The sequence below is a fragment of the Hydrotalea sp. AMD genome, assembly GCF_004100315.1.
GTDB lineage: Bacteria > Bacteroidota > Bacteroidia > Chitinophagales > Chitinophagaceae > Hydrotalea > Hydrotalea flava.
The window spans coordinates 1-12,103 of record NZ_SCKY01000038.1 but is presented as its reverse complement, the minus strand read 5'-3'; the positions used below and the strand labels follow the sequence as shown (position 1 = coordinate 12,103).

The window sequence follows — 12,103 nt, the reverse complement described above, 5'->3', positions numbered from 1 at the left end:
TTGTTTCAGCACGACGTTCAACATTGAGCTTAAGTTCTTAAATTCATCATCATTAATTCTAATCAGCTTCGGTTATCGGCTGGACGAATATAAACTCCCCACCGAACGCCAAGCCGATGGACGTTAGCAGCAACCCTAACTATCGACCGACATATTCTGTTAAATAGACAAAATTGCATCAAAAGAAAATTAGAATTAATGCTCAACACTTTAAAAAAAACAATATGGATATTAGACTTGAATTAATTTTTGTAGCAAAACTTTTTATTGCCCTATTGCTTGGTGCTTTGGTAGGAACAGAAAGAGAAAGACACGGGAATGCTGCGGGTATCAGGACTTATGCAGCAGTAAGTTTGGGAGCGGCTTTGTTTACGCTCATTGGAATTCACTCAACGGATGAAACTGCAGCATCACGAATAGTAGCAAATATCGTAACGGGTATCGGCTTTTTGGGGGCGGGCATTATTTATAAAGACAATGCAAAAGGTTTCACGCATGGGCTTACCACAGCTTCAACAGTTTGGGCGACCGCTGCAGTTGGTGTGGCAGTAGCTTATAGCATGTTCATTATTGCAATTTGTGCAACAATTGCCATCTATTTTTTGCTGGCATTGCATCATTTTGAGTGGTACGGAAAAATTAAAAGACATTGGGCAAAAAAACATACACATGAAGAAGCTAACACAAATGACTATGAAGGTTGACAAAGCGCAGAACCAACATTTTAAAAATATAATAAAATGAAATTTCAAACCAACAACAATTATTTTTATATTGAACTTTGAACAGGCAAAAGGGCTGCTGCTAACAAGGGGTTTGCGACAGCGGGGGTTCCGTGCTTCGCAGACACATTTGTGCAAGGTGGAAGTTCAGTTCTCCGAACAAAGTTTAGTGCTAAAACTCCCCGCCATCGCAAACCCCCGAAACGTTATGGGCAAGCTTATAAACAGACAAACAATGAAAAATATTACAATTCTACTCTTGACAATTTTGTCATTGAACTCTTGTCAATCAGGTGACGAGCAGCAAACCGTGACTATTGAAAATAAATATTCAGTTGCTATTCCGTCATTTTTGACAAAAGCAAGTGGACTAAATGATGATGCATCATTACAATATCAACATGCTTGGAAAGAGTTTTATGTAATTGTAATAGACGAATCCAAAGCTGAAATGCAAAAAGCACTGGACGACAATAACCTCTCTGAAACTTATTCAAACGACATTAAAGGTTATTCAGAACTACTTATGAACCGCTTTGAACAAGCTATATCTGTATCTCATAAGTCTGAAATTGTCGATACAACAATTAACAATATGCCTGCAAGATTATTAACAATAAGCGGACGAGCTGAAGGTATTGATGCATATTATTCATTAGCTTACATTCAAGGAAAGGTATTATCAAATTATGGCTTGGACATTATCGAACAAAGAATTAGAATACAAGGATAAAATGAACCGAATAATGTATTCTTTCAAAGAACTTTAAAACTACGGAAAAATGTTAGATAACACATGGAATAACATACTCGATTGGTTTCGCGACAGGAGCGAAAGGGCAAAACTCGTGCGCAGCTTCAATGAATCCGCTCGGACATCTTTTGTTGCAGGTATTGCACCTACATTATTGAAAGCAAGTATTTCAAAAGGCGAAAGTTCATATAAACATCAATTTTCAAACTGGCTTAATACCGGCTTTAGAATTCAAGCTTTTACCGGTAGGGTTCTTACAAAGGACGAATTAATTCATATCGGGAAAGTAATACTTGACGATGCTGTTTTAGTTCGCAGACTAATTGTTCTCGGTTGGGACACTTTAGAAATACACGGTGACGCTGGAACATACGGTTGCAGATGGCAATTAAAAGATTATATACCACTTCCTAAATTCAACGAAAATGAATGATTCTATAATACAAGACAGCATCAAAGTAGCTGGACAAGCTATCTCAAAGACAGCAGAAACTGGAGAACATACAAATTGGTGGATGTGGCTTGCCATAGCCGAATTTGGAATTATTACTTTTTTAATCTTAAAGGAACAACTGAAACCAAAGGACACAGCACGACAACGCTTCAAAGACGAATCATTAAAGCAGGAAATTGACTTTGGTAATATTATTAACAGTTCGTTCAATTCAATACAACTATATGACGAACTTAAAGTAAAGTGCCATCCTGACCGCTTTCCAACTGACAAGGAAAAAAATATTATCGCAGAGAATATATTTCAGGAGATATCTAAAAATAGAAATAATGTCAAGCGTTTGCTTGAATTAAAAGAAGAAGCAATTCAAAAACTAAATATCAACTTTTAAAAATCAAAAAAAATGGAAAAACTCGTATTTCTTGTAATCATTGCGGCTCTTGTAGCCTTACTTGGCAGAAACCGGAAAATTGGATACGGCTGGAGCTTTGTGCTTTGCCTTTTTCTTTCTCCAATTATTGGTTTGATAATTATTCTCTTCTCCAAAAAAGTTGACTCCGTTGACTTTGTGGATGTAAAAAATGAAAACGAACAAAACTAAAGGACTATGAAAACAACAGGAATTGTAATACTTGTAATTGGTTGCCTCTCGACACTTGGTGGAATTATGGGAACAATCGCAGGTCGACAACCAAATTTCGCGGGTGTAACTTTCATAGTGCTCGGTGCTTTTTTAATAAGTCGTGCTAACAAAAAGAAAGAAGAAGCTGAAAAGAAAAAGCAGTGGGAACAAGGTACAAATAACGACAAATAATAGAAAGCCAGCCCATAACACGGGTTTTGCGTCAGGCGGGGTGACGTGCAAACTTGGAGCTTTGTGCTTCTATTCAAGTTCAGTGCTGGTTGACAATTTTGTGCTCCGAAACCCGCCCGAACGCAAAGCCCGAAAACGTTGGCTGCAAGCGTAAAAAGTCCTCCTCAACTACAATTACGCAGGTAACTTGACATCCACTACTTATAAAAATATAATTTAGTTAAAGAATCGATATGATACGATGTACACCCTTTCTACTGTTTGATGGCAATTGTGCTGAGGCAATGACTTTCTACCACAAATGTTTAGGCGGAGAGTTGACGCTTACAAAACTTTGTGACACTCCCATGAAACAAATGTTTCCAAAAGAAAAATGGAATAGGCTTATCAATGCTTTCCTTAAAACCGATAATATCGAGATTTCAGCCACTGACTGGATGGCTTCTCCTGAATTTGAACCAATTCAAGGAAACACGTACGCAATATTTGTTTTGGGGAATACTTACGATGAATTAAGAACAGTTTTTGACAAACTCAAAGATGGAGAAAATAATACAAGACTTCAGGAGTTGCATGATTTGCCTTTTGGCATATATGGACAGTTTTATGATAAATATGGAGTTCAGTGGATTTTCAAAGGAGACAAACAAGCTTAAGCAAAAGTCCAAGAAGAACGCATTTAACAAACATTGACAGCTACCAGTGCGGTGACAGAATAAAAAGTTTTCATCTTGGTCGCCATTGCAATAAAACAAATAAAACGCCAGCAGCCAACCGGGGCTTGGCTCAATACGGGCGACGACAATTAAAACCCAGCAATAGGAATTCTAATCATCAACACATAATTGGCCGTACCAACAAAAAGCTACGGCCAACCGGGCGACGGGAATTCTGACCTGTACTGCGCCAAGCCCGGGACGTTGGCAGCAATTTTCTGGGACACATCGAAATAGTTTTTTTAATCTATTCATAATTGACTATGTTACGGAAAGACAACTTTTACCCTAATTTAGGATACTGGTTTCTATTGTATATAATCTTAGTATTTGCCGGGTTTTATTATACCTACTTCTCTGTATTATTTAAAACGAGACCAATTATTATCCATGTGCATTTTGTGTTAATGTCTTTGTGGATTGCTATGCTCATCGTCCAACCATTTTTAATAAAATACAAGAAGTTGCCACAGCATAGATTAATTGGTAGATTAAGCTACTTTTTAGTTCCACTAGTTTTGCTTTCTACTTTTTTGGTGATACGGTTAGAGTATTATACGAGGATTAATAACTTTCGCTTACAAATTGCTAATGGACTAAGCCATATCTCTGAATCCGAAATATTAAAAAAATCATGCAACAATCCTAATGGACTTTTCTTTTTTTTATTCTTTGCGATATTTTATGTACTTGGCATAATTAACCATCACAAGTCTTCCATTCATGCAAGATATATGCTTGCGACTGGCTTGACATTGTTAGCACCTACATTTGACAGGATAGTGGAAATTGATTTTCGCATTAGTACAATTGCTGGTATTATCCCAGCCTTTGTAATTACTTTTCTGCTCATTGATTTTATTTTGATTATTCTTATTCGTAGAGATTATAAAATTGGCAAGCCAATCAAGACATTAACAGGTTGCTTAATTATTTACGTTGTTGGACAAATACTTTATTATGTGATTCCCAGTTTTGATTGGTGGGGAAATTTCTATGCGTTTATTATGAAGCCTGCACCGTAATTTTTTCATTGTATGAACTCAAGAAATCAAAATAACAGCAGCCAACATTGGTATTGCCAATAGTGGGGCTCGACATTGGAGCAATCAGCAGCGATAATTCTGTTGTACTGCGGTTTGGTGCTTGACAAATAAAGCCCAGCTTTGGTTCTTAATATTTAACTTTATCAAAAAGCCAGGCAGCGGTTCCGGAGGAAAAATATAAAATTCCCCACCATCGGCAATACCTTCCAGTTATGTGCTATTTTATGAAGCAGCTTTATTTTATCATATTCCTCCTTTCGTTTGACATTTGTTCAGCTCAAGTTACATTCGACAAAAAAGTAAAAGAACAATACGATGCTATTCTTGATAAGTGCGACAACGACGTTAAAAAGAAAGCTGCTAAAATGGAGACCTTAGACGACTATTCTGGTTCTTACGTGTTTTATACAGTTTTTAAAATTGACACTTTAAACAAATCTTCACTTAAAATAAACAATTATTCAGACGTGTCAATTACTAACCTTGACGGAAGTAAAATTATTTCAAAAAAAACAAGTTTTCCTTTTGTAGACATTGACTTTTGTGGTGTCAATTTTATTTCTAAAGACAGTTTATCTATTCAAATCGGTTATCCATTTAGTTCAAAATCAATTTCACATTCATTGTACAAAAACTCTATATCGACAAAACTCAACTTATATTATAAGTACGACACAATTCTCAAGTCAAAACTAACGGACAAAAAATTTGTAAATAACTTAGATGTAAAGGCAAATACATTGCATTTTACGCTTAGTGACAGCATATTTTTTGAAAACAAATATATTTACGGTTTTGCAGACATAGAAAGCGAAGATTTTTATATAAAAGACTCGTACCAAGAAAATCAAATTTTACACTTGCGTTATCGAATGAAATATTTTTTCAAATTCAGGAAAACTAAAAACAGCACATAACATTGCATTTGTGTCATGTCGGCGGACAGATAACGCCACTTCAACTGTGTGCTAATGCCAGCTTCTGTCCCAGCCCGATTTTATAAATTGAGTCATAGAATTAACAATAAACTTTTGTATTTTACATCAGCATTTGTACCAGGCTGACGGATTTCAAATTCCGCCACAAACACAAATGCTTTAACGTTAGCAGTAAGCCTAAAACGACACGACACAGCAGACAGACACGAACTTAAACGAGAAAAAAGTAAACCATTTTGACAGGTGAACACAGACATAAAAACGATACAACAAACGGACAACGAGTAAACCGACACTCATTGCCAACCCTTCTGTGTTTTAATTTTTTTCCCACCGCACAAAATATTTTGAATTGCCACCGCACAAATGGCACATTTGGTTTTGCCCTGCCCACAAGCCGACCCTTCAGCAAAACCAAAAGAGCCATTTTTTGCCAACGCACCACCGAGAATATTAACTTTGAAAATTATAAATTGAGATAAAAAGACAACATGTTTGAACAGACTTTTAAAAACATAGATGACATTCTATACAAAGACGCAGGAGCGGACAGTGAACTGGATTATATCGAACAAACTTCTTGGGTTTTGTTCTTGCGTTATCTTGACGAGTTAGAGAGAGAAAAAGCTGATGAAGAAGCTTTAAAAGGGAAAGATTACCAATTTATACTTGACGAAGAATACCGTTGGCCAAATTGGGCAATGCCCAAAACAGCAGACGGAAAACTTGACCATCACAAAGCCATGACAGGCCCCGATTTGGTTAAGTTTGTCGATTTGAAACTATTCCCTTACTTGGCAGGGTTTAAACAAAAAGCAGATAATCCCAAAACTATAGAATACAAGATTGGGGAGATTTTTAGTGAACTTAAGAATAAAATTAAGAGTGGTTACAATCTTCGTGAGATTATTGAAATGACTGATGAACTGCCTTTCGGCAGTTCTAAAGACAAGCACGAACTAAGTCATTTGTATGAAACTAAACTTAAAAACATGGGAAATGCTGGTCGCAACGGTGGTCAGTATTACACTCCTCGTCCATTAATTCGTGCAATGATTGAAGTTACACAACCTGTAATTGGAGAAAGAATATATGATGCAGCTTGTGGTAGTGCAGGGTTTTTATGTGAAGCCCATGGGTATTTGTTTAACAAAATGGATAAAACCACGAATAACCTAAAAATATTACAAGAGAACACTTTATATGGCAAAGAGAAAAAAAATCTTGCTTACATAATTGGTGTTATGAATATGATTTTGCACGGAATTGAAGCTCCAAATATTATTCATACAAATACCCTTTCTGAAAATATTAGAGATATTCAGGAAAAAGACCGATTTGATGTAATACTAGCTAATCCACCTTTTGGTGGTAATGAACGCAAAGAAGTTCAACAGAATTTTGACATAAAAACAAGTGAGACAGCTTCATTATTTTTGCAGCACTTTATTAAAAGTTTAAAAGCTGGTGGCAGAGCTGCTATTGTAATTAAGAATACTTTTTTAAGTAATGCAGATAATGCTTCTATATCATTAAGAAAGCATTTATTAGAGAGCTGCGATGTACATACGATTCTTGATTTACCTGTAGGCACATTTACGGGTGTTGGTCAAAAAACAATCGTGTTATTTTTCCAAAAGGGAACGCCGACAAAAAAAATATGGTACTATCAATTAGAAATTGAAAGAAGTTTAGGAAAAAACAATCCCATCAACGATAACGATTTGAATGATTTTCTTCTTAAGCAAAAAGGGAAAGAAGTTTCTTTAAATTCTTGGTTTGTAGATTTTGAACATATTAACAAAAAATCATACGATTTGTCGGTTAGCAATCCGAACAAACAAATCGAAGTTATAAATATCTCCCCAAATGAATTGATTTCTGACATTAATAGAATAGATGCAGACTCTAAGAATCTCATTTCGAATGAATTTTTCAGAAGTACAATTGATTCCCTTCTTTCTCATAATTCAAATGGCTGGGAAAAAACAGTATTGTCAAAATGTTGCGATTTCTATAATGGAAAAGCACATGAAAAAGTTATAGATGATGATGGAGACTTTATTGTTGTTAATTCTAAATTTATTTCAACAGAAGGAGAAGTCTTTAAAAAGACGAGAGAACAATTATTTCCGTTATATGTCGGTGATATTGTAATGGTAATGAGTGATGTGCCAAATGGGAAAGCACTCGCAAAGTGTTTCATTATTGATGAAGACGATTTGTATACTCTAAACCAACGAATTTGTGCAATAAGAACGAATAAATTTGATAAGCGTTTTCTATACTATCAGCTAAACAGACACAAACACTTACTTGCATTTAACAATGGGGAAAATCAAACAAATTTAAGAAAGGAAGATATATTAAATACGCCTTTAGTGATTCCTCCAATTCATATACAAAAAGAAATCGTAGAGAAATTGGATAACATTTTTGATATAATTAATCAGGCAATTCAGAATCAACAGCGAATTTTAGACACTTTAGCGCAAATGAAATTTAGCGTTATAAATAATACATTCGCTGATTAGCCTATTTGCAAAGCTTTATTTTATGAACGAAACCGAAACAAGAGCAGAATTAATCGACCCTGTTTTAAAAGCAGCAGGTTGGGGCGTTGTAGAAGGCAGTCGCATTCGCATGGAGTTTCCAATCAACAAAGGTCGTTTAATCGGGCATGGTCAGCGAAGCAAGCCTGATAAAGCTGATTATATATTGCAATATAAAAACAGAAACCTTGCAGTAATTGAAGCAAAAGCAAGGGATAAATATTACACCGAAGGTGTAGGACAAGCTAAGGATTATGCTGAAAGGTTACAAGTTCGCTTTACATACAGTACAAACGGTTTACAGATTTACCGCATTGATATGCAGGAAGGAACGGAAGGAGATGTAACTTCATATCCTACACCTGATGAGCTTTGGGAATTGACCTTTGGCGAACAAGACAAATTACAACCAACATCAGCCGTTTGGCGTGAAAAATTATTATCAATTCCATTCGAAGACAGAAGCGGAACATGGCAACCCCGCTATTATCAGGAAAATGCTATAACTAAAGTTTTAGAAGCTGTTTCAAATAACGAACCTCGTATTTTACTGACCCTTGCAACGGGTACAGGTAAAACAGCTATTGCTTTTCAAATTGCGTGGAAACTGTTTCAGGCAAAATGGAACATAAACAAAGACGGACAAAGAAGTCCAAGAATATTATTTTTAGCCGACAGAAATATTTTAGCAGACCAAGCATTCAATGCTTTTTCAGCCTTTGAAGAAGATGCTTTGGTTCGTATCAATCCAAGCGACATAAAGAAAAAAGGTAAAGTACCAAAAAACGGAAGTGTGTTTTTTACCATTTTCCAAACATTTATGAGCGGTCCAAATGATACACCCTACTTTGGCGAATATCCAAATGACTTTTTTGATTTTATCATTATCGACGAATGTCATCGTGGCGGTGCCAATGATGAAAGCAGTTGGCGTGCAATTATGGAGTATTTCAAACCAGCCGTTCAGTTAGGTTTGACAGCAACACCAAAACGCACAATAAACGCAGATACATACGATTACTTCGGTGAGCCAGTTTATGTATATTCACTGAAAGATGGAATCAACGATGGTTTCTTGACTCCTTTCAAAGTAAAGCAGATAGATACTACTATTGACGAATATTTATTCACTTCGGACGATACAGTTTTAGAAGGCGAAATTGAAGAAGGCAAACGCTACACAGAAGCGGAAATGAACCGCATAATTGAAATTAAAGAGCGTGAAGAATATCGGGTTAAAATATTCATGAGTTTGATTAACCAAAATGAAAAATCCTTGGTATTCTGCGCAACTCAATTACATGCTTTGGCAATTCGTGATTTAATCAATCAATATGCAACTTCTAAAAATCCAAACTTTTGCCACCGTGTTACCGCAGATGATGGAAAATTGGGTGAACAACATTTGAGAGATTTTCAGGATAACGAAAAAAGCATTCCAACTATTTTGACAACTTCTCAAAAATTGAGTACAGGCGTTGATGCACCCGAAGTTAGAAACATTGTATTGCTTCGTCCTGTAAATTCAATGATAGAATTTAAACAAATTATTGGGCGTGGCACTCGCTTATTTGACGGTAAAGATTATTTTACGATTTTCGATTTTGTAAAAGCACATCATCACTTTAGCGACCCTGAATGGGATGGCGAACCCGAACAACCTGAAACACCCGAACCAAGGCCACAGCCCCAATCTTGTCAATATTGTGGTCAAAGACCTTGCATTTGTGTTAGAGAACCTGAGCCAGCTTGTGAAGTTTGCGGATATGTCATGTGCCGTTGCGACATTCCGCCAAGAAGAATGGTAAAAGTAAAATTGGCAGACGGTAAAGTCAGGCAGTTTCAACACATGGTAAGTACTTCGTTTTGGAGTCCGGACGGTACGCCAATTTCAGCAGAAGAATTTTTAAAATCCTTATTTGGTACTTTGCCCGAACTGTTTAAAAGTGAAGATGAATTGCGGACTATTTGGAGCAAACCCGACACAAGAAAGAAACTACTGGAAGAACTTTCAGAAAAAGGTTTTGCCAAACAACAGTTGACAGAGTTTCAAAAAATGCTGAACGCTGAAAACAGCGACCTGTATGATGTTTTGGCTTACATCGCTTTCCATTCAGACATATTGGAACGGACAGACAGAGCAGACAGAGCAAAAATTCATTTAGACAATTACGACCCAAAACAGCAAGAGTTTTTAAACTTCGTTTTGAGCCAGTATGTAAAACAAGGCGTTGACGAACTGGACGACACGAAAATTGGTGACTTGCTTGTTTTGAAATATCACGCCATTGCAGACGCTAAAAAAGAACTTGGCGACATTACAACAATTAGAAACACTTTTATCGGTTTCCAGACTTATTTGTATGACAAAAGAGTAGCGATATGAAAGATTTTTTAAAAGACAATACCCAAGTTCGTGAAGACATTTTAAATCAAAAACTTTTTTTTGATTTAAAGGAAGCATCAGCATTACGTGGTATTCATTTAAAAGCATTCAGGTCAGATGTTGATGTTGATGGATTCGATATCATCATAGACAACAATGACGATTTACTATTAAAGTGCCAAGTAAAATCAAGGTTTGACGCAACAACTGCATATTTTGATATTCACAGAGTTATGCTAAAGCCAAACCACTATGTTTTTGCAGAATTTGAGTTTACGGCACCTGTTGGTTGCCCTTCAGATTATCGTGGAGTTATACAAATTGACGGTGATGTCGTTGAAAATAAAATAGTAACCCGTTATTACTATTTAGACATTTATTTATTGCGAGCCATGGAACTTGGTATTTTCAAACTAACAACTCAAAGCCAAACAAAAGCTGAAGAAATTTTAAAAGACTTGAGATATGGACCAATAAAATCAAAAGAAAAAATATCTATCCTTCAATCACTATTTTTTCCAGTTAAGGATGTTCAGGCTCTGTTAGCGATAATGGGCTTTCATTCTGAACATCACATTAATTTATCTTACAACATTTTGGAAGTATCTAAATTGGTAAGCGGGACAACTGAAAAGAAATATGAAAAATTAGTAGATAGAATTCCAGACATGAAAGGACATTGGGTTTACATAAATGAAGAACTTGAAAAATTAATTCATCCAAGTAACCGATTAACTAAAGTTGAATTGAATAACAATTATTTTGACAGACCACCATTGCAGATTTGAGAACATTTAGGAACATATCAGCCAACCCTTCGCAGCTATGCACATTTGCAAGCCGCACAAGCCAACGCACAGACCAAAGCTTGCAAAAGAGCATGTCTGCACCAACACAAAAGAAAATTCAAAATATTTTTTCCCACCCTTCAAAAAAAATTAAAACACCCGTCACACAAACCAACCCGACAAAGACAGTGAAACTCAACAACTACAATGGTTTACAGACACGGTGGACAGAAGGCCTACTGCTAACAGCGGTTTGGCGTAATGGCGGGTGCAGTGCTTCGTATGACAGTTTTGTGGTAGGTTCAAGTGCAGTTCTTCGATTGAACTTTTGTGCTAAAAATCCGCCACTACGCCAAGCCGCAAAACGTTGTGTGTTATGCCATTGGACACTCTCTAATATTTCAAGAATGATTAAATCGTTTTACTTTTTCCTCATTTCTCTTTTATTTCTGACAAGTTCTTGTGGACAAAGTAAGCAGGACAGAAAACTATCAAAAAGTCTTGACGAACTAATTCCTAAACGGTTGACCAAGATTGCACCGGGCTGTGTAGTGTTAATTGCAAAAGATGACAAGGTTGTTTACAAGAAAGCATTTGGGATGGCTAACACAGAACTCAACATTCCTATGCAACCAAATATGCTTTTCAGGACAGGTTCTATGGGTAAACAGTACACAGCCATTGCCATTCTACAATTAGTGGAACAAGGCAAAATTAGTTTGCAGGACAGTATTCAAAAATATATCAAAGACTTCCCGTCAAAAGGCTATACAATCACTATTGAAAACTTATTGACAAATACTTCAGGTATTAAAGACTACTTATCAGAAATCTCCAATCCTTCCAAACAAAAAGAAACCTACACACCAAAAGAAGGAGTTGACTACATAAAAGACGAGCCACTTAATTTCAAACCTGGCAGTGAATTCCGAT

General features: G+C 36.2%; 13 protein-coding genes. All 13 read left to right on the top strand.

Annotated features, from left to right (window positions below):
* Window positions 1-224 precede the first annotated feature (224 nt).
* The gene (locus EO766_RS16945; protein WP_074419524.1) at window positions 225-704 is read left to right on the top strand and encodes an MgtC/SapB family protein; all 480 of its coding nucleotides are present in this window, start codon (window positions 225-227) and stop codon (window positions 702-704) included.
* A 253-nt stretch (window positions 705-957) separates the two neighbouring features.
* Window positions 958-1,455: a hypothetical protein gene (locus EO766_RS16940; RefSeq protein WP_143439150.1), complete on the top strand. Its 498-nt coding sequence runs from the start codon at window positions 958-960 to the stop codon at window positions 1,453-1,455.
* A gap of 49 nt (window positions 1,456-1,504) precedes the next feature.
* Entirely contained in the window at window positions 1,505-1,909 is a 405-nt protein-coding gene (locus tag EO766_RS16935) for a hypothetical protein (RefSeq protein WP_074419522.1), read from the top strand.
* Window positions 1,902-2,321 (top strand): molecular chaperone DnaJ, encoded by a 420-nt coding sequence (locus EO766_RS16930; protein ID WP_074419521.1) that lies wholly within the window; start codon window positions 1,902-1,904, stop codon window positions 2,319-2,321. The genes EO766_RS16935 and EO766_RS16930 overlap by 8 nt, the downstream gene beginning before the upstream one ends.
* Before the next feature lie 12 nt (window positions 2,322-2,333).
* The gene (locus EO766_RS16925; protein ID WP_074419520.1) at window positions 2,334-2,531 is read left to right on the top strand and encodes a hypothetical protein; all 198 of its coding nucleotides are present in this window, start codon (window positions 2,334-2,336) and stop codon (window positions 2,529-2,531) included.
* Window positions 2,532-2,537: 6 nt separating this feature from the next.
* The gene (locus tag EO766_RS16920) at window positions 2,538-2,744 is read left to right on the top strand and encodes a hypothetical protein (protein WP_074419519.1); all 207 of its coding nucleotides are present in this window, start codon (window positions 2,538-2,540) and stop codon (window positions 2,742-2,744) included.
* Window positions 2,745-2,977: 233 nt separating this feature from the next.
* The gene (locus EO766_RS16915) at window positions 2,978-3,400 is read left to right on the top strand and encodes a VOC family protein (protein ID WP_074419518.1); all 423 of its coding nucleotides are present in this window, start codon (window positions 2,978-2,980) and stop codon (window positions 3,398-3,400) included.
* A 467-nt stretch (window positions 3,401-3,867) separates the two neighbouring features.
* Window positions 3,868-4,485, top strand: coding sequence for a hypothetical protein (locus EO766_RS16910; RefSeq protein WP_074419517.1), 618 nt, complete (start codon window positions 3,868-3,870; stop codon window positions 4,483-4,485).
* Between the two features lie 245 nt (window positions 4,486-4,730).
* Entirely contained in the window at window positions 4,731-5,423 is a 693-nt protein-coding gene (locus tag EO766_RS16905) for a hypothetical protein (protein WP_074419516.1), read from the top strand.
* A gap of 512 nt (window positions 5,424-5,935) precedes the next feature.
* Window positions 5,936-7,978, top strand: a complete 2,043-nt coding sequence (locus EO766_RS16900) for an N-6 DNA methylase (protein WP_081298688.1) — start codon at window positions 5,936-5,938, stop codon at window positions 7,976-7,978.
* 22 nt (window positions 7,979-8,000) lie between these two features.
* On the top strand, window positions 8,001-10,382 hold the full coding sequence (gene hsdR / locus EO766_RS16895) for an EcoAI/FtnUII family type I restriction enzme subunit R (RefSeq protein WP_074419515.1): 2,382 nt from the start codon (window positions 8,001-8,003) through the stop codon (window positions 10,380-10,382).
* Entirely contained in the window at window positions 10,379-11,170 is a 792-nt protein-coding gene (locus EO766_RS16890; protein WP_074419514.1) for a hypothetical protein, read from the top strand. Before hsdR ends, EO766_RS16890 begins: the two co-directional genes overlap by 4 nt.
* Window positions 11,171-11,262: 92 nt before the next feature.
* Window positions 11,263-12,103, top strand: an 841-nt coding sequence (locus EO766_RS16885; protein ID WP_287101613.1) for a serine hydrolase domain-containing protein, incomplete at its 3' end; no start/stop codon positions are given.

Coding starts and splice junctions, on each gene's coding strand:
- EO766_RS16940 (WP_143439150.1), top strand. CDS start 958: ATGAAAAATATTACAATTCTACTCTTGACAATTTTGTCATTGAACTCT.
- EO766_RS16935 (WP_074419522.1), top strand. CDS start 1,505: ATGTTAGATAACACATGGAATAACATACTCGATTGGTTTCGCGACAGG.
- EO766_RS16890 (WP_074419514.1), top strand. CDS start 10,379: ATGAAAGATTTTTTAAAAGACAATACCCAAGTTCGTGAAGACATTTTA.
- EO766_RS16905 (WP_074419516.1), top strand. CDS start 4,731: ATGAAGCAGCTTTATTTTATCATATTCCTCCTTTCGTTTGACATTTGT.
- EO766_RS16945 (WP_074419524.1), top strand. CDS start 225: ATGGATATTAGACTTGAATTAATTTTTGTAGCAAAACTTTTTATTGCC.
- EO766_RS16910 (WP_074419517.1), top strand. CDS start 3,868: ATGTCTTTGTGGATTGCTATGCTCATCGTCCAACCATTTTTAATAAAA.
- EO766_RS16920 (WP_074419519.1), top strand. CDS start 2,538: ATGAAAACAACAGGAATTGTAATACTTGTAATTGGTTGCCTCTCGACA.
- EO766_RS16925 (WP_074419520.1), top strand. CDS start 2,334: ATGGAAAAACTCGTATTTCTTGTAATCATTGCGGCTCTTGTAGCCTTA.
- hsdR (WP_074419515.1), top strand. CDS start 8,001: ATGAACGAAACCGAAACAAGAGCAGAATTAATCGACCCTGTTTTAAAA.
- EO766_RS16930 (WP_074419521.1), top strand. CDS start 1,902: ATGAATGATTCTATAATACAAGACAGCATCAAAGTAGCTGGACAAGCT.
- EO766_RS16900 (WP_081298688.1), top strand. CDS start 5,936: ATGTTTGAACAGACTTTTAAAAACATAGATGACATTCTATACAAAGAC.
- EO766_RS16915 (WP_074419518.1), top strand. CDS start 2,978: ATGATACGATGTACACCCTTTCTACTGTTTGATGGCAATTGTGCTGAG.